This is a genomic window from Streptomyces sp. NPDC096079, from assembly GCF_040303145.1.
Taxonomy (GTDB): Bacteria; Actinomycetota; Actinomycetes; order Streptomycetales; family Streptomycetaceae; genus Streptomyces.
Map to the genome: position 1 here is coordinate 280,440 of NZ_JBEOST010000001.1, position 17,048 is coordinate 297,487.

Below are 17,048 nucleotides of genomic sequence, written 5' to 3' on the forward strand. Positions count from 1 at the left end.
CCCCTCCGACGAGGGGCGGCGGGGCCGTCCCCGTTCCCGCGTCAGAGCTTCCGGCGCAGCTCGGCCGGGTCGGTGACGGGGGCGTCGCAGGTGAAGTGACGGCACACGTACGCGGCGGGCGCACCGCCGACGAGCGGCCGGTCCCTCAGCAGCGGGAACTCCTCGCCGTCGGGGGTCCCGGTGGCGACCACCGCCCCGGGGGTGGCCGCCGCCAGGGCCGTACGGCGCAGCTCCCGGAACGCCGGGTCGGCGGGGTCGCCGACGACGGCGATCTCGCGGGGCCCGTCGAGGAGGGCCTCGGCGACGGCCAGGCCCCAGCCGATGAAGCGGGGCGCGCGCGGACCGAGGGCCTTGACCACGCCGAGGGCGTTCTCGGCGGCGGTGCGGTGGGCCTCCGAGCCGGTGTGCGCGGCGTACGAGAGGAGCGCTCCGGCGGCCGCGGTCCAGCCCGACGGGGTGGCGTTGTCCGTGGGGTCCTGGGGGCGCCGGATGAGGGTCTCGGCGTCGTGGGCCGTGTCGTACAGCGCGCCGCCCTCGGCGGTGAAGCGGTCGAGGACGAGGTCCAGGAGGAAGCCGGCGAACTCCAGCCAGGCGCCCTCGCCGGTGACGGCGGCGAGGGCGAGGAACCCCTCGGCGACGTCGGCGTAGTCCTCCAGGACACCCGCGTTGGTGCCCGCCCGGCCGTCCTTGGACGTCCGGGTGAGGCGGGCGGACTCGTCCATGTGGACGCGGACGAGGAGGTCGGCGGCCTCGGTGGCGCGCTCGATCAGGTCGGGGCGGTCGAAGAGGGCGCCGGTCTCGGCGAGGGCGGCGATCGCGAGGCCGTTCCAGGCCGCGACGACCTTGTCGTCCCGGCCCGGGCGCTCGCGCTCCTCGCGGGCGGCGAGGAGCCGGGCGGCGAGGGAGGCGATCCGGCCGGCGTCGGCGGGGCCCGCCTCCTGCGGGAGCTGGAGGACGGAGCTGCCGTGCTCGAAGGTGCCGTCCTCGGTGACGCCGTAGTGGGCGGCGGCGAGGGCGGCGTCCTCCGCGCCGAGGACCTCCGTGAGCTGCGCGGGGGTCCACACGTAGTAGGCGCCCTCGACGTGCTTCCCGGTGCCGTCGTCGGAGTCGGCGTCCAGCGCCGAGGCGAAGCCGCCCTCGGGGGTGCGGAGTTCACGGACCAGGAAGTCCGCCGTCTCCAGGGCGATCCGGCGGGCCAGGTCGCTGCCGGTGGCCTTCCACAGGTGCGCGTACACCCGGCACAGCAGGGCGTTGTCGTAGAGCATCTTCTCGAAGTGCGGGACGACCCACGCCCGGTCCACGGCGTAGCGGGCGAAACCGCCGCCGAGTTGGTCGTAGATGCCGCCGCGGGCCATCGCCTCACAGGTGTCGGAGGCCATCTGGAGGGCGCCCTCGGAGCCCGTACGGGCGTGGTGGCGGAGCAGGAACTCCAGGGCCATCGACGGCGGGAACTTGGGGGCGCCGCCGAAGCCGCCGCGGGTGGCGTCGTACTCCCGGGTGAGGGCGAGCAGGGCCTGCGCGAGCTCCTCCTCGCCGGGGACGCCGTCGCCGCCGTACGCCAGGGAGCGGCCCGCGAGGTCCCGCACGATGCGGTCCGCGACCTCGGCGACCTCCTCGCGCCGGCCGGCCCAGGCGTCCTTGACTCCCTCCAGGACCTCGGGGAAGGACGGCATGCCGTGGCGGGGCTCGGGCGGGAAGTACGTGCCGAAGTAGAAGGGGGCGGCGTCCGGCGTCAGGAAGACGGTCATCGGCCAGCCGCCCTGGCCGGTCGCCGCCTGCACGGCCTCCATGTACACGGCGTCGACGTCGGGGCGCTCCTCGCGGTCGACCTTGACCGCGACGAAGTGGTCGTTGACCAGGGCGGCGGTGGTGTCGTCCTCGAAGGACTCGTGCGCCATGACGTGGCACCAGTGGCAGGAGCTGTACCCGACGCTGAGCAGCACCGGGACGTCGCGGCGGCGGGCCTCCTCGAAGGCCTCGGCCGACCACGGCCACCAGTCGACCGGGTTGTCGGCGTGCTGCAGGAGGTACGGGGAGGTCTCATGGGCCAGTCGGTTCGGCATGGCCCCATCCTGCCGCAGCGGTCTGCTCCTTTCTCCGCTCTCTCGCGCCGACGCGCACGACGCAGGACACTGGGCCGGATTCGTCGGGCACGCGCGGAGGGGGAACGCACATGCGGGAGAGTCACCGGGCCGAGGCCGAGCGGCTGTTGGAGCGGGCCGTGGCGGAGGAGGTACGGGCCTCCGGCGGCGGTCCCGCCGAGGCGGAGGCGCTGCTCGCGCGGGGCCGTGCCGGTCTCGCCGCGATGGCGGCGGGGGCGGGTGCGGAGTACGCGGCGTATCTGCGGGCGGTGGAGGGGGCCGGGGGCCCGCCCGTGGCGGACCGTTTCGGCGGGCCGGGGCTCGGGGGCCACGCCCTGGTCACGGGGGTGGCCGCGGTCGCCGCCTTCGGTGCGGACCTGGCACTCGGCACGGCGGCGGGAACGGCGCTCGGCGCGGGCGCGGCGGTCGCCGTGGCCGGGGCGGCGGCGACGGTGCTCCGCGCGACGACGGGGCAGCGGGCCGGTGGGTCCACGGGGTCTGGTGGGGCCACGGGGGCTGGTGGGGTTGCCGAGGCCGGTGGGGCTGTGGGGGCCGGTGGGGCTTTCGAGGTCGAGCGGCTGCGGACGGTGTGGCTCACGGCCTTCGACGTACGAGGGGTCCGGCCGTTCCTGGAACGGGAGCGGGGTGAGACCGAGGGCCCGGGCGAGGGGCTCGCCGGGGGCGATGGCCCGGCAGGCGTCGGGGGCCCGGGCGAGGGGCCGGGTGGCGGGATCGGGCTGCGGGGGGCCGACCGGAGTGCGGCCGCTCGGACGCGGGTCGTGCTCGCGCGGTCCTTCGGGCATCTGCCCGACCCCGGAGGGGTGTTCGCCGGGCGGCGCGAGGAGCTCGCCGCCATCGGACGCTGGGCGCGGGCCGGCGCCCGGCCGACCGTGGTGATGCTGCACGGCGCGCCCGGCTCGGGCCGGACCGCCCTCGCCGTGCGGGCCGCCCACGCGCTGCGCGACCGGTTCCGCGGGGCCTGCGTCGTGGACCTGCGGGGCGCCGCGACCGGCGAGCGGCCCGTGACGACCCGGGAGGCGCTGCTGCACCTGCTGAACCGGCTCGGCGCCCCGCGCGACCGGCTGCTGTTCCGCGAGGGCGCCTCGGCGGAGGAACAGGTCCGGCGGCTCTCCGAGTTGTACCGGCGCCAGCTGGCCGGGGTGCCCGTGGTGCTCGTCCTCGACGACGCCGCCGACGCCGCCCAGGTCCGGGCCCTGCTGCCGGAACGCTCCGGCAGCCTCGTCCTCGTGACCTGCCGGGAGCCGCTGGAGCTCGGCGGGGACGTACCGGCCGAGGTGCACGCGCTGCCGGTGGCCTCGCTCGACGCGGCGGGCGCCGAGGAGCTGCTGCGCGCGACGGCCGGGGCGCCCGACCCCGGGCCGTACGACGCCGAGGCCTTCGAGCGGATACGGGACCTGTGCGGCGGCCTGCCGCTGGCACTGCGGGTGGTGGGCTCCCTGCTCGGGCGGCGCTCCATGGACGAGGTGAGCCATGTCCTCGCCCGCCCGGGATGGGGCACCGATCCCGTCGAACGCGCCCTGTCCGTACGCTACTTCCTCGACTTCGACGAGGACGCCCGGCAGCTGCTGCGGCGGCTCGCGCTGGCCGGCCGGGCCTCGCTCGGCGCGGCGGCGGCCGCCGCGCTGCTCGGCGGGGGCGGGCCGGAGGCGGCCGCACGGCTGCGGGAGCTGTCCGGCGCGGGGCTGCTCGACCATGTGCGCGGGGAGCGCTACCGGCTGCACGACGCGGTGCGCGGCTTCGCGGCGGCCCGCCTCCTGGACGAGGAGGACGCGACGGAGATCGCGGCGGCGCAGGAGCGGCTCGTGCGGAACCACGCCGAGCTGGCCGACGCGGTGATCCGGATGATCGACGGGAAGATGTCGACGCGGGCCGACCGGTTCGACGGGCACGGCTTCGGCTCCCTGGAGGCGGCGCTCGGCTGGCTCGACGAGGAGTCCAGCTTCCTCACGGCGGCCCTGCGGCACGCGGAGGGCGTCGACCAGGAGACCGTCCTCGGGCTGCTCAGCGCGCTCTGCGACTACTGCCTGCTGCGCGGCGACCTCTACCGGCTCGGTGAGATCAACGAGCTGGCCGAGTCCGTCGGGCAGGGGCTGCTCACCCGCTCGGTGCGGTGGCGGACCGGCATCGCGGCCCGGCAGCTCGGCGAGCTCGACAAGGCGCGCGAGACGCTGACCTCGGTCGTCTCCCAGTACCAGGAGGCCCACCAGGACGCCGGCGCCGCGCTCGCACTCTGCTCGCTCGGGATCACCCTGCACCACCAGGGGCGGCCGGCGGAGGCCGCGGCGCGGCTGCGGGAGGCGCTCGCGCTCCAGGAGCCCGATTCGCTGGCCGCCGACCGGGGCTGGACGCTGCACGCGCTGGCCGCCGTGGAGCGGGACCGGGGCGATCTGGCCGAGGCGACGGCGCTGCTCGACCGGTCGCTGGCGCTGCACCGGGAGCACGAGTCGCTGCACGGCGAGGCGTGGGCGCACTTCCAGCTCGGTCAGGTGCTGCTGCTCCGGGGCGACGTGCCGGGCGCCGAGGGCGAGCTGCGGCACGCCCTGGAGACGTACGGGCGCGTCCACGACGGGCGCGGCGAGGCCTGGGCGCTGACCCAGCTGGCCCGGGCGCGGCTGGCCGGCGGGGAGGCGGAGCCGGCGGTGGAGGAGTTGCGCGGGGCGCTCGCCCGGCACCGGGAGCAGGAGGACGCGCGCGGCGAGGCGTGGACGCTGTACCACCTGGGGCAGGCCCTGGAGGAGCGGGGCGACCGGGACGAGGCTGTGCGGGAGCTGGGGCGGGCGCGGTCGATGTTCTCCCGGATGCGGGACCTGTACGGGCTCGCGTGCGCCCGGCACCAGCTGGGGCGGGTCACCCGGGACCAGCAGGGGGCGCGGGCGGGGAACCTGCGCAATTCGGGGTTCGCCCGGCAGCTGCTCGTGGACGCGCGGGCGGACTTCCGCCGGATCGGGGTCGCGCACGGGGAGGCCTGGGCCTGTCTGGAGCTGGCGGTCGTCGACGCCGGCAACGGGCGGGTCCCGCAGGCGCTGGCGCTGTGCGAGGAGGCGCGCGGGCTCTTCGACGGCTACGGCGACCGGCGGGGCGCGGACTGGGCCCGGCTGCTGCGGTGCGGGCTGCTGCCGCACGCGGCTCCGGGCGCCCCTGAGCCTGGGACGGCGTCGGCTCGGGAGGAGCTGGCGGCGCTGGTCGCGGACCGGCACCCGGCGCGCGACCCGAGGGTCGACGACTGCGCCGAGGCCCTGGGCGCGCTCCTGGGCCGGGGCATCGCCGCCACGGCCCCGTGGCAGGCCTGGGACCTGGGCCTCGTCCCGTCGCGGCGCGCCCGCGAGGTGCTGGGGGTGCCGGGGGCACGGTGACGCCGGGGGGTGCGGGGTTCCCGCGAGGAGCCGGGCCTGGTGACGCCGGGGGGTGCGGGGTTCCCGCGAGGAGCCGGGCACGGTGGGGCCCGGGGCCCCGGTGTCCCGCGAGCGCTTCGCCCAGGGGGCCGGAGGCGCTCCCGCGTGCCCGGGGGTGGTCCGTCCGACGTGGCCCTGGGGCGACGTGAGCCGCCCCCCGACCCGTACCTCTGGGGTGGGGGTCAGGGGGCGGTCGGGTCACTTGCCCGGGGTGGCGGCCTGCTTCGCCGGGGTGTCCGGGGTCGCCGACGGGTCGGGGGCCTCCTCGAAGGAGACCTTGCCCATGTGGCGGTTCATCGACTTCATCAGCAGCCAGACCGCGAGGGCCAGGGCCGCGAAGACGACGAAGCCGAGGAGGCCCGGGGTCACCTTGTTCTTGTCCAGCTCTTCGGCGGCGAAGGGGACAAGCTGGGTCAGTGCCAGGTGTGCGCTCATGTCAGGCATTGTCGCGGATGCCCGCGAAGAGATCTTCCTCGGGGAGGGAGGTCGGCACCAGCGCCTTGCTGAGCTCGTACTCCTCCGTCGGCCAGACCTCCTTCTGGATCTCCATGGGGACCCGGAACCAGCCGCCGTCGGGGTCGATCTGGGTGCGGTGGGCGATCAGCGCCTTGTCGCGGGTCTCGAAGAACTCGGCGCACGGCACGAACGTGGTCAGCGTCCGCTCCTTGCGCTCGAACTCCTTCCAGCGCTCCAGCCACTCCCCGTACGGCGACTCCAGGCCGCGGGCGAGCAGCGCCTCGTGCAGCGCGACGGTGCGGGGGCGGTTGAAGCCCTGGTTGTAGTAGAGCTTCAGCGGCTGCCAGACCGGGCCGAACTCGTCCTCCGGGTACTTCTCGGTGTCGGTCGCGCCGTCGAAGGCCACCATCGTGATCTTGTGGGTCATGATGTGGTCGGGGTGCGGGTACCCGCCGTTCTCGTCGTAGGTCGTGACGACCTGCGGACGGAAGGAGCGGATCTTGCGGACCAGCTCGCCGGCCGCCGTGTCCACGTCCTCCAGGGCGAAGCAGCCCTCGGGCAGCGGCGGCAGCGGGTCGCCCTCGGGCAGGCCCGAATCGACGAATCCCAGCCATTCCTGGGAGACGCCGAGGATCTCGCGGGCCTCGTCCATCTCCTTGCGGCGCACCTCGTGGATGTTCGCCTCGATGTAGGGGTCGCCCTGGAGCCTGGGGTTCAGGACCGAGCCGCGCTCGCCGCCCGTGCACGTCACCACCAGGACGTCCACCCCCTCGGACACGTACTTGGCCATCGTGGCCGCACCCTTGCTCGACTCGTCGTCGGGGTGGGCGTGAACGGCCATCAATCGCAGCTGCTCAGTCAAGACTCGATCCTCAGTGATTCGACGCGGAGGGTGGTCTCTATAGTGACGGAATCGGGGGAGTGAAAATTCCGCCACCCCCGGCTTCGAGAGGATCTCCCATGAGCGCGGTGCGAGAGCAGCTGCCCGAGGGGCGCTACGGGCGTTCCGCGGACGAGCGGGCCGACCGCAAGCTGCGGGTCGCCGGAGCCGTGCTCGGGGTCCTCTTCCTCGGTCTCATGGGCTGGTTCGGCTGGTACTACGTCGTCGACAACAAGATCAGCGCCGAGCTGATCAAGTTCGACGTGGTGAGCGCCGACGAGGTCCAGGTGCACCTGGAGGTCCGCAAGGACGAGGACGTGAAGGGCGTCTGCACGCTGCGCTCGCGCGCCGAGGACGGGGCCGAGGTGGCCCGCAAGGACGTCCGGATCGACGACGCAGCGACCCGGGTCGACCGCGTCTTCAGCGTCCGTACGACCGCCCGCGCGACGAGCGCCGAGCTGATCGGGTGTACGGCGCGGTAGCGGTGGGTAGGGACGGGGTGTCGAGTCCCGGCGAGTCACCACCGTGACCTGGGGAGACGCCATCCTGATGGTTTATGTCCTCCCGCTTTTCGCCACTCATTGTTAGGCTCGTGGTTTCGCCCGCCCGGGACAGCACCGCTTTCCCGTGTAGGGCGATGCTTTGTATTCCCAGTACCTACGAGGAGCACCCGTGACCCAGACCAGCGACAACGTCACCTGGCTCACCCAGGAGGCGTACGACAAGCTCAAGGAAGAGCTTGAGTACCTGTCTGGTCCCGCGCGTACCGAGATCGCCGCCAAGATCGCGGCGGCGCGCGAAGAGGGGGACCTGCGCGAGAACGGCGGGTACCACGCGGCCAAGGAGGAGCAGGGCAAGCAGGAGCTCCGGGTCCGCCAGCTCACCCAGCTGCTCCAGCACGCCAAGGTCGGCGAGTCGCCGGCGGACGACGGCGTCGTCGAGCCGGGCATGGTCGTCACGATCGCCTTCGACGGCGACGAGGACGACACCGTCACCTTCCTGCTCGCCTCCCGCGAGTACGCGAGCAGCGACATCGAGACGTACTCGCCGCAGTCGCCGCTCGGTGTCGGCGTCAACGGCAAGAAGGTCGGCGACGACGCCCAGTACGAGCTGCCGAACGGCAAGAAGGCCTCGGTGAAGATCCTCGAGGCCAAGCCGTACAACGGCTGAGCCGTATTCCTCGGACCGAAGGGCCGGCCCCCGTGGGGGCCGGCCCTTCGTGCTGCATGCACATGCAATGATGCGCGTCTGACGTCGCGTCACCAGGGGGAGGCCGAGGTGCTGGGACCGCTGCGCGAGGACGCACCGCGCCGGATAGGACCGTACGAGGTGCTGGCCCGGCTGGGGGCCGGCGGCATGGGCGAGGTGTTCCTCGCGCGGGACGCCGGGGACGGGCGCGGGGCCCCGGGCGGGCGCGGCGCGGGTGACGCCCCGAGTGGTGACGGCTCCTCCTCGGGCGGGCTCGGCCGCGGGGGCGGTGCCGGGGTCTTCGTCGCCGTGAAGACCGTGCGGCGGGACGTCGCCGGTGACCCCGCCTTCCGGGACCGCTTCCGGCGCGAGATCAGGGTCGCCGCGCTCGTCGACAGCGCCCACGCCGCCGCGCCCGTCGGTGGCGACGCCGACGCCGAGGTGCCCTGGCTGGCCACCGCGTACGTCCCCGGGCCCAGCCTCGCGCAGGCCGTGCGGCGCGCCGGCCCGCTGCCCGTCCCGGCCGTGCGGGCGCTCGGCGCGGACGTCGCGCGGGCCCTCGCCGACCTGCACGGGGCGGGGGTCCTGCACCGGGACCTCAAGCCCGGCAACGTGATGCTCGCCGTCGACGGGCCCCGGCTCATCGACTTCGGCATCGCGCGCAGCAGCACCGCGACCACCATGACCGCGACCGGCCTGATGGTCGGCACGCCCTCCTTCATGTCGCCCGAACACGTGGCGGGCGCCCGCCGGGTCACGGCCGCCTCGGACGTCTTCTGCCTCGGCTCGCTCCTCTGCTACGCGGCGACCGGCGAGGACCCCTTCGGCGACGGGCCCCTCGCGGCCGTCCTCTACCGGGTCTCGCAGGCCGAGGCCGACCTGACCCGGGTGCCGGAGGAACTGCGCGGGACCGTCGCCGCCTGCCTGGCCGTGGATCCGGCGGACCGGCCCACGCCCGAGGCGCTCGTCGGGCTGCTCGGGACCGGGGCCGCGAAGGTCTTCCCGTGGCCGGAGACGGTACGGGACCACATCGGCGAGTACGGCAGGGAGCTCGCCCAGCTCGTCGCGGCCGGCGGCCCGCTCCTGGAGGCGCCGCCCGCGCCCGGGGCGGCCGGGCCCGTGGTCACCCCGGCCGTGCCCGGCCTCCACTCCGTGCCCACGCTCGCACCGGTGTCCGCTCCCACCGTGCCCGCTTCCGCGGCGCCCGGGAAGCGGCGGCGGACGCTCGCCGCCGTCCTCGCGCTCGCGCTCGTGGCCGGCGGCGTCGGCACGTACCTCCTGTGGCCCGATCCGGCGCCGCCGCGGTCCCCCGCGAAGGCCGCCCCGCCCGCCGGGCCCCGGGTCCCGGGTGTGGACGACCGGGGCCCGGCCGACGCCTCGGGCTTCGTCGCGCAGAACGCCGCCCAGCGCCCCGCCGGCTGGAAGCCGTGGCGGGCGAAGCTGACCGCCCCCGCGTTCGGCTGCTCGGCCGGCGAGAAGGCGCTGGTCTGCCGGACGACGGACGGGCGGTACGAGGCGCTGGACCCGGCGAACGGGAAGCCGCTGTGGAGCGCGGACCTGGTGGCGGACCCCCGTGACGACATGAGCTTCATCGGTCCCACCGGCGGGATCTTCATCGCGGGCAGCACGAACGTCCCCGCCGTCCACGACTCCACGGTCGTGCTGCTCTCGGGTCAGCGCCTCCAGGCCCGTGACGCCCGCAGCGGCGCGGTGCGCTGGGAGAAGAGGAGCACGGCCGGCGCCGGGCTGCGGACCCAGCCGGTCGTCGGGGACGGCACGGTCTTCGTCCCGACCGGTGACGACAGCAGCGGCCGGATGACGGCCTTCGCGCTGGCGGACGGCCGGGAGCTGTGGACCAAGGCGCTCACCAACGCGGACCTCGCCCGGGGCGCGTTCCGCGACTTCGAGCCGGTCGCCTACGCGAACGGGCTCGTGTACGCGCTCAGCGACGGCGGCTTCGTCGCGCTCGACGCGAGGACCGGCCAGCAGCGCGGCCAGGTGCCCCCGGCGGCCAAGGGGTGCGACAGCCTCCTCGTCCAGGGCCGGTACGCCTACTGCGCGGGGCTCGACGCGACGAACGAGGACCCGCTCGTGCTCCACCGCCTGGACGCGACGACGCTCGCGGCGGTCGGCGGCCGCCCGCTTGCGGTCCCGGCGGAGGTGGCGAAGTCGGGCGCCTGGCCGACCGCCGTGTCCGCCCGGGCCGCCGTCGTCCTCGACCGGGGGGCCATGAGCTGGGCCGACTGGGGCACCACGGAGGCGCCCGCGGGCGCGTTCGTCCTCGACCCGGGCACCGGCGCGCTCCTCGGCCGCTACCCGCTTCCGTCGACCGGGACGGCCGGCGGGAAGCGGCAGCTCGTCTCCGACCCGCTGATCGCCGGGACGTCCCTGCTGTGGGCGGACTTCTCGTCGCTGCACCTGGTGCCGCTGGGCGCCGGCGGCAAGCCCGGCAAGGAGCGCGTGGTGCCGGTGCCGGGCGCTCCCGGGCCGCGCGCCGAGGACCCGTACGACCGTGTGGACAGCACCTATCTGGACCGGGAGATCCGGCCGCCGGTGGTGCTGCCGCTCGGCGGTGTCGCCCACGTCGTGTACGACACGGGCGTCGTCGCCTCCGTCGCGCTCCCCGGCGAGAAGGAGTAGGCCGTGCTGGAAGCCCTGCCTCCGGGACCTCCGCGGCTCCTCGGCCCCTACCGGCTGCTCGCCCGCCTCGGCGCGGGCGGCATGGGCGAGGTGCACCTCGCCTGCCGGGCGGACGCGCCGACGGCCGATCCGTACCGGATGGTCGCGGTGAAGACCGTACGGGAGGACCTGGAGGTCGACGGGGACTTCAGGACGCGGTTCCGGCGCGAGATCGCGGCGGCGCGGACCGTGGACGGGCCGGGCGTCGCGCGGCTGGTGGACGCGGACGCCGACGCGCCGGCGCCGTGGCTGGCGACCGAGTACGTCCCGGGGCCCTCGCTCGCGGAGGCGGTCGTGCGGTCCGGGGCGCTGCCCGTCGCCGCCGTCCGGGCCCTCGGGGTGGCCCTGGCGCGGGCGCTCGCGGACGTGCACGCGGTGAAGGTGCTGCACCGGGACCTCAAGCCGGCGAACGTGCTGCTCGCCGCCACCGGGCCGAAGCTGATCGACTTCGGCATCGCGCAGGCCTTCGAGGCGACCGCGCTGACCTCGACCGGTCTGGTGGTGGGGTCCCCCGGCTTCATGTCACCGGAGCACCTGGTGGGCAGCCGGGCCGTGGTGCCCGCCTCGGACGTGTTCTGTCTGGGCGCCGTGCTGGCGTTCGCGGCGAGCGGCCGGGGGCCGTTCCACGACGACGAGATGGCGGCCGTGATCTACCGGATCAGCCGCGCCGAGGCCGACCTCCACGGGGTCCCGGAGGAGCTGCGGCCGGTCGTGGAGCACTGCCTGCGGCTCGATCCGGCCGGGCGGCCGTCGGCGGTCGAGCTGTCCGGGCTGCTCGGCGGCGGGGACGCGCCCGAGGTGTTCCCGTGGCCCGGGCCGGTGCTGTCGCTGCTCGCGGAGTACGGGGCGGCGGCCCGGAGCGCCGGGGAGGCGGCGGGCTCCGGTGCGGGCGTGGCCGATCTGCCGACGCTCGGGCCGGCCGTGCCGTACTCCCCCACGGCGGTGGCGGACCGGCCGGTGCCTGCCGCGCCGCCGGTGGAGCGGCGCCGACGGCCGTGGGGGGCGGTGGTCGCGGGCGCGGTCGCGGTGGCCCTGGTGGCGACCGGCGGCGTGGTGCTCGCGAACCGGGACGACGGGCAGGGCGGTGCGGCGACGGGCGGGGTCGGGGGTCCGTCGGCGACCGGCCCCGGGGCGGGGACCGGCACGCCGCCGGTGGTCGCGCTGAGCCGGGTGGTCCAGCCGTACGGCGCGGCCGGGCGGTCCCATGACTTCGGCACGGCGGCGACGGACCCGGCCTACCGCCCGGCGGGCTGGTCGCCGTGGACGGCGAGGACCGACTGGCCGATCGGTGCCTGCGCGCTCTCGCCGAAGGTCCTCGTGTGCACGGGCTCGGGCGGTTCGGCGGTCGGGCTGAGCGCTTCGGACGGCCGGAAGCTGTGGACGGTGCCGGGCAGGCGCGAGACCTCGCCGGTCGGCCCGCAGTATCCGGCGGTGGCCGGCGACACGGTGTACCTGTCGGACGCCGACGGGGTCACCGCGCACGGACTCGCCGACGGGGCGGCGCGGGGCGTGATCCCCGTGCCGGACGGCGGCTGGGCGGTGAAGAGCACGGACCTGCTGGACGGGGTCCTGTACACCTCGTACTTCGGGCTGCGGGAGGACGGCACGGGACTCGTCACGGCCGTGCGGCTCAAGGACCGCGAACTGCTGTGGCGCACGCCGGTCCAGGGCGTCCCCGAGCAGGTGGTGGCGGTGGCCGGCCGGGTGCTCGTCCCGCTCGGCCTCGACCGGCCGCCGGTCGCGCTGGACGCGGCCACGGGAAGGGAGACGGCGCGGGCCACGGAGCCGTGCGGCTCCTTCACCGCGCACGAGGGGAGCGGGAGCGTGCTGTGCTGGGGCCGCGCCGACGGCTCGGTCGCCGTCCTCGACGCCCGGACCCTGAAGCCGCTGCACACGCTGGGCGCGCGGACGACCGACGCGCCCGCGGTGCGCGCGGACGGGCTCGTGGCCGTCCTCGACACCGCGGGGGCGCTGATCGTGTACGACGTGGCCGACGGCCGGGAGCGGTGGCGGTCCGGTTCCCTGTCCGCGGAGCGCGTGTACTTCGCGGGCGACCGGGTGCTGACGGTGAGCGACGGGCGCGTGCGGTCGTATCCGGCCGACGGTCCGGCGGACGAGCGGGACTACGAGGACTACGCGCCGAACATCCCGGACGGCGTCGAGTCCCCGGAGTCCCCGGCGGAGGGGATCGCCTCCGGAGGGGCGGCGTTCCTCGCCTTCCCCGAGGGCCTGGTGGTCTCCGCGTACCTGCCCTGAGGGCGCGTCCCCTCAGGCCGTCGCCGAGCGGTACTTGCGGACCGAGAGCGTCCGGAAGACCACGATGATCAGGATCGACCAGAGGAGCGAGGCCCACACCGGGTGCTGCATCGGCCAGGCGTCGGAGGTGGAGACGCCGGGGTTGCCGAACAGGACGCGGCAGGCCTGGACGGTCGCGCTGAAGGGGTTCCACTCGGCGATGGGCTGCAGCCAGGAGGGCAGGTTGCTGGAGTCCACGAACGCGTTAGAGATGAACGTGACGGGGAAGAGCCAGATCAGCCCGCCCGAGGTCGCCGCCTCGGGGGTGCGGACGGAGAGGCCGATCAGCGCGCCGATCCAGGAGAAGGCGTAGCCGAGGAGGAGCAGGAGGGCGAAGGCGCCGAGCGCCTTCGGGACGCCCTCGTGGATGCGCCAGCCGACGAGCAGGGCGACGATCGCCAGGACGACGAGGGTGAGTGTCGTCTGGACCAGGTCGGCGAGCGTCCGGCCGGTGAGGACCGCGCCGCGGGCCATGGGCAGGGAGCGGAAGCGGTCGATCAGCCCCTTGTGCATGTCGTCGGCGATGCCCGCGCCCGCTCCGGCGGTGGCGAAGGTGACGGTCTGGGCGAAGATGCCGGCCATCAGGAACTCGCGGTAGACCGTCGGCGAGGTGGAGTCGCCGATCTCCATCGAGCCGCCGAAGACATAGCTGAACAGCACCACGAACATGATCGGCTGGATCAGCCCGAAGATGATCATCTCCGGGATCCGCGACATCCTGATCAGGTTGCGGCGGGCGATCACGAGCGAGTCGCCGACGGACTGGGCGATCCCCCCGCGTGGACGCGGGACGTTCAGCCGGTCGCCGGCTTCCAGGGTGGTGGTCACTTCGCGGCCTCCTTCCGGCCCTTGCGGCCCTCGGCCGCCCGCGCGGACTCCTCCTCGTCCCGCTCGGCCGCGTGGCCGGTGAGGGAGATGAAGACGTCGTCGAGGGTCGGGCGGCGCAGGCCGATGTCGTCGATCTCCACGCCGACGGAGTCCAGGTCGCGGATGACCTCGGCGAGCAGCTTGGCGCCGCCCGCGACGGGGACGGTGAGCTTGCGGGTGTGCTGCTCGACGGACACCTCGCCGTTGCCGATCCCGGCGACGCCGTAGCGGGCGAGCACCCCACGGGCCTCGGTGATCATCTCCGGCTCGTGCACCACGACCTCGACGCGCTCGCCGCCGGTCTGGGCCTTCAGCTGGTCCGAGGTGCCGCGGGCGATGACCCTGCCGTGGTCGACGACGCAGATGTCATGGGCGAGGTGATCGGCCTCCTCCAGGTACTGCGTGGTCAGGAGCAGGGTCGTACCGCCGGCGACGAGTTCCTTGATGACCTCCCAGAGCTCCTGCCGGTTGCGCGGGTCGAGGCCCGTGGTCGGCTCGTCCATGAACATCACCGGCGGGGAGACGACCAGGGCCGCCGCGAGGTCGAGGCGGCGGCGCATGCCGCCGGAGTACGTCTTGGCGGGCCGGTCGGCGGCGTCGGCGAGGTGGAAGCGGTCGAGCAGCTCACCCGCGCGCGCCTTCGCGGCCTTCGCCCTCATCTGGTAGAGCTGGCCGACCATCTGGAGGTTCTCGCGGCCCGTGAGGTACTCGTCGACGGCCGCGAACTGGCCGGAGAGACCGATCGAGCGGCGGACCTCGTTGGGGTGCCTGAGGACGTCGATCCCGGCGACGACGGCCCGTCCGCTGTCGGGCTTGATGAGGGTCGTCAGGACGCGCACGGTGGTCGTCTTCCCCGCGCCGTTCGGGCCGAGCAGCCCCAGGACGGTGCCCTCCGGCACGTCGAGGTCGACCCCGTCCAGAGCTCGTACGTCGCCGAAGGTCTTCACCAGACCCTCGGCGTATATCGCGCCTGGCATGTTGGATTCTCCCAAGGAGATTCGGGCGTTTCCTACCGATCCTAGGAGTGCGGAGCGCCTCGCGCCCGGTGAATCCGTGACCTGGGTCACGGATTCACACGGGGACGTCCGCCGTCCCGTACGGCCCTTCGGCGACGCGAGGCGCCGGCGCAACTCCCCGGTCCGGCCGTCGCATGGTGGGCGCGGCGGGGAGCCGGAGCCGTCCCGGGTGTCCCGGGGGTGTCCCGGGACGGCCGTTGGCGGGCTGTTGGCGGGCTGTTGGTCCCGGGGCCGAAGCTGGGTCCCGGCAGGGAGCACGACGATGACGGGGAGCACGAGATGGCTGTCGGCGCACACGGCACGGACAAGGTCGGCGGGACGGGCGGGAGGGGGAAGGCCGAAGGGGCGCCGTGCTCCGGCTGCGCCGGGTGCCGGCCGACGACGCCCTGGGCCGAGCTGGCCGCCGAGATGCGCCGTATCAAGGGCGCCACCGAGCTGAGCTACGGCACGCTCGCACAGCGCACCCACTACAGCCGGTCCTCGTGGGAACGGTTCCTGAACCAGAAGCAGTTGCCGACCCGGGTCGCGGTCGAGGAGTTCGCCGCCGCCGCCGGGGCGGACCCGGCCCCCCTGCTGCTCCGCCTGGAGCGTTCGCTCGCCCACGAGACGGCCACCCGCGCGGCCGCCGCGGCCCACGACCGGGCGCGGGACGGGGCACCGCCGGCCGCGCCCGCGGCTCCCGCCCCCCGGCGGGAGTCCCGCCTGCCGGGCCTCGGCCGGCCCCTGGGCCTGCTCGCGGCGGGGGCCCTGGTCGGCGGCGGCGTGGTGACCGCGCTGAACCGGGCGGCCCGGATCCGCAAGGGCGCCTGAAGCGCCGGGGGCCGCGAGCAGGGGGGCAGGGAGAGCAGGCCGCGCGGACCCGTACCGGACCCGCCGCGGCCGGCCATCGCCGTACGCGCGGTCCTCAGCCCAGCACCGTGTACCCGGCCTCCCGCAGCGCGTCCGCCACCTCACGGCAGTGCTCGGGACCCTTCGTCTCCAGGTGCAGCTCGACCTCCGCCTCCGTCAGACCGAGACGCGGATCGGTCCGCACGTGGCTCACGTCCAGGACGTTCGCGTCGACCACCGTCAGGACCGCCAGCAGCGTCGCGAGCGCCCCCGGCCGGTCCGTGACGCGCAGCCGCAGGCTGAGATAGCGGCCCCCCGCGGCCATGCCGTGCCGCAGGATCCGCTGGAGCAGCAGCGGATCGACGTTCCCGCCGGACAGGACCGCCACCACCGGCCCCCGGTAGGACGCGGGGTCGGTGAGGAGGGCGGCCACCGGGCTCGCGCCCGCCGGTTCCACCACCAGCTTCGCCCGCTCCAGACAGAGCAGCAGCGCCGAGGAGAGGGCGTCCTCGGAGACCGTACGGACCTCGTCCACGTACTCCTGGATCAGGGCGAACGGCACGTCCCCGGGACGCCCGACCTTGATCCCGTCCGCCATCGTCACCGGCGAGTCGATCACCACCGGGTGCCCGGCGGCCAGCGAGGGCGGGTACGCGGCCGCACCCTCCGCCTGGACGCCGATGACCTTCACGTCCGGGCGCAGCGACTTCACCGCGAGCCCGATGCCGGCCGCGAGCCCGCCGCCGCCGATGCCGACGAGGACCGTGCGGACCTCGGGGCACTGCTCCAGGATCTCCAGGCCGACCGTGCCCTGCCCGGCGATGATGTCGGGGTGGTCGAAGGGGTGGATGAAGACCGCGCCGGTCTCGCGGGCGTACTCCTCCGCCGCCGCGAGCGTCTCGTCGACGACGTGGCCGTGCATCCGGACGTCCGCGCCGTAGTCGCGGGTCGCCGCGACCTTCGGCAGCGGGGCGCCGACCGGCATGAAGACGGTCGCGTGCACCCCGAGCAGTTTCGAGGCGAGCGCGACGCCCTGCGCGTGGTTCCCGGCGGAGGCCGCGACCACACCGGCCGCCTTCTCCTCGGGCCGCAGCCCGGAGATGCGGACGTACGCCCCGCGGAGCTTGAAGGAACCGGTCCGCTGGAGGTTCTCGCACTTGAGGTGGACCGGGGCTCCCACCAGCGAGGACAGATGACGGCTGCCCTCCATCGCCGTCGTCCTGGCCACCCCGGCCAGCATCTTCTGCGCCCCGCGCACATCGTCGAGCATCAGCCGGTGCAAGGGGTGTGGCGTACGGAAGCTCATGACAGCAAGTCTCGCAGCTCACGGCCCCCGTGGCCGCCC

12 protein-coding genes are annotated in these 17,048 nt (G+C 75.1%); 6 read left to right on the plus strand and 6 right to left on the minus strand.

Annotated features, from left to right (window positions below):
• Positions 1 to 41: 41 nt before the first annotated feature.
• Positions 42 to 2,063: a thioredoxin domain-containing protein gene (locus ABTY59_RS01310; protein ID WP_352016838.1), complete on the minus strand. Its 2,022-nt coding sequence runs from the start codon at positions 2,061 to 2,063 to the stop codon at positions 42 to 44.
• Between the two features lie 110 nt (positions 2,064 to 2,173).
• Here ABTY59_RS01310 and ABTY59_RS01315 point away from each other — a divergent pair, with 110 nt between their 5' ends.
• On the plus strand, positions 2,174 to 5,455 hold the full coding sequence (locus ABTY59_RS01315) for an ATP-binding protein (RefSeq protein ID WP_352016839.1): 3,282 nt from the start codon (positions 2,174 to 2,176) through the stop codon (positions 5,453 to 5,455).
• Between the two features lie 237 nt (positions 5,456 to 5,692).
• Here ABTY59_RS01315 and ABTY59_RS01320 read toward each other — a convergent pair whose 3' ends face one another.
• Both ABTY59_RS01320 and mca read right to left on the minus strand, forming a co-directional pair.
• Entirely contained in the window at positions 5,693 to 5,938 is a 246-nt protein-coding gene (locus tag ABTY59_RS01320) for a hypothetical protein (protein ID WP_403536388.1), read from the minus strand.
• Entirely contained in the window at positions 5,931 to 6,812 is an 882-nt protein-coding gene (gene mca, locus ABTY59_RS01325) for a mycothiol conjugate amidase Mca (protein WP_352016841.1), read from the minus strand. Before mca ends, ABTY59_RS01320 begins: the two co-directional genes overlap by 8 nt.
• 98 nt (positions 6,813 to 6,910) lie before the next feature.
• Between mca and ABTY59_RS01330 the strand changes: the two genes are divergently transcribed.
• The 4 genes from ABTY59_RS01330 (at position 6,911) to ABTY59_RS01345 (ending at position 12,953) form a co-directional block, all read left to right on the plus strand.
• Positions 6,911 to 7,312, plus strand: a complete 402-nt coding sequence (locus ABTY59_RS01330) for a DUF4307 domain-containing protein (protein ID WP_352016842.1) — start codon at positions 6,911 to 6,913, stop codon at positions 7,310 to 7,312.
• Between the two features lie 190 nt (positions 7,313 to 7,502).
• Positions 7,503 to 8,000, plus strand: coding sequence for a transcription elongation factor GreA (greA, locus tag ABTY59_RS01335; RefSeq protein WP_352016843.1), 498 nt, complete (start codon positions 7,503 to 7,505; stop codon positions 7,998 to 8,000).
• Positions 8,001 to 8,108: 108 nt separating this feature from the next.
• Complete coding sequence (locus ABTY59_RS01340; protein ID WP_352016844.1) at positions 8,109 to 10,658, plus strand: serine/threonine-protein kinase; 2,550 nt, start codon at positions 8,109 to 8,111, stop codon at positions 10,656 to 10,658.
• Positions 10,659 to 10,661: 3 nt separating this feature from the next.
• Positions 10,662 to 12,953 carry a serine/threonine-protein kinase gene (locus ABTY59_RS01345; RefSeq protein ID WP_352016845.1) on the plus strand — a complete coding sequence of 764 codons (2,292 nt, stop codon included), beginning with the start codon at positions 10,662 to 10,664 and terminating at the stop codon, positions 12,951 to 12,953.
• Positions 12,954 to 12,965: 12 nt separating this feature from the next.
• Here ABTY59_RS01345 and ABTY59_RS01350 read toward each other — a convergent pair whose 3' ends face one another.
• Both ABTY59_RS01350 and ABTY59_RS01355 read right to left on the minus strand, forming a co-directional pair.
• Complete coding sequence (locus ABTY59_RS01350; protein WP_352016846.1) at positions 12,966 to 13,820, minus strand: ABC transporter permease; 855 nt, start codon at positions 13,818 to 13,820, stop codon at positions 12,966 to 12,968.
• Positions 13,817 to 14,836, minus strand: coding sequence for an ATP-binding cassette domain-containing protein (locus ABTY59_RS01355; protein WP_352016847.1), 1,020 nt, complete (start codon positions 14,834 to 14,836; stop codon positions 13,817 to 13,819). Before ABTY59_RS01355 ends, ABTY59_RS01350 begins: the two co-directional genes overlap by 4 nt.
• 318 nt (positions 14,837 to 15,154) lie before the next feature.
• Between ABTY59_RS01355 and ABTY59_RS01360 the strand changes: the two genes are divergently transcribed.
• Positions 15,155 to 15,685 carry a helix-turn-helix domain-containing protein gene (locus ABTY59_RS01360; RefSeq protein WP_352016848.1) on the plus strand — a complete coding sequence of 177 codons (531 nt, stop codon included), beginning with the start codon at positions 15,155 to 15,157 and terminating at the stop codon, positions 15,683 to 15,685.
• A 94-nt stretch (positions 15,686 to 15,779) separates the two neighbouring features.
• On the opposite strand, the gene ilvA is transcribed toward ABTY59_RS01360, so the two are convergent.
• Positions 15,780 to 17,009, minus strand: a complete 1,230-nt coding sequence (gene ilvA, locus ABTY59_RS01365) for a threonine ammonia-lyase (protein WP_352016849.1) — start codon at positions 17,007 to 17,009, stop codon at positions 15,780 to 15,782.
• Positions 17,010 to 17,048 lie beyond the last annotated feature (39 nt).

Excerpts from the sequence above, each read along its gene's own strand:
- ABTY59_RS01310 (WP_352016838.1), bottom strand. The coding sequence starts at position 2,063 with ATGCCGAACCGACTGGCCCATGAGACCTCCCCGTACCTCCTGCAGCAC.
- ABTY59_RS01315 (WP_352016839.1), top strand. The coding sequence starts at position 2,174 with ATGCGGGAGAGTCACCGGGCCGAGGCCGAGCGGCTGTTGGAGCGGGCC.
- ABTY59_RS01320 (WP_403536388.1), bottom strand. The coding sequence starts at position 5,938 with ATGCCTGACATGAGCGCACACCTGGCACTGACCCAGCTTGTCCCCTTC.
- ABTY59_RS01330 (WP_352016842.1), top strand. The coding sequence starts at position 6,911 with ATGAGCGCGGTGCGAGAGCAGCTGCCCGAGGGGCGCTACGGGCGTTCC.
- ABTY59_RS01355 (WP_352016847.1), bottom strand. The coding sequence starts at position 14,836 with ATGCCAGGCGCGATATACGCCGAGGGTCTGGTGAAGACCTTCGGCGAC.
- ABTY59_RS01360 (WP_352016848.1), top strand. The coding sequence starts at position 15,155 with ATGGCTGTCGGCGCACACGGCACGGACAAGGTCGGCGGGACGGGCGGG.
- ilvA (WP_352016849.1), bottom strand. The coding sequence starts at position 17,009 with ATGAGCTTCCGTACGCCACACCCCTTGCACCGGCTGATGCTCGACGAT.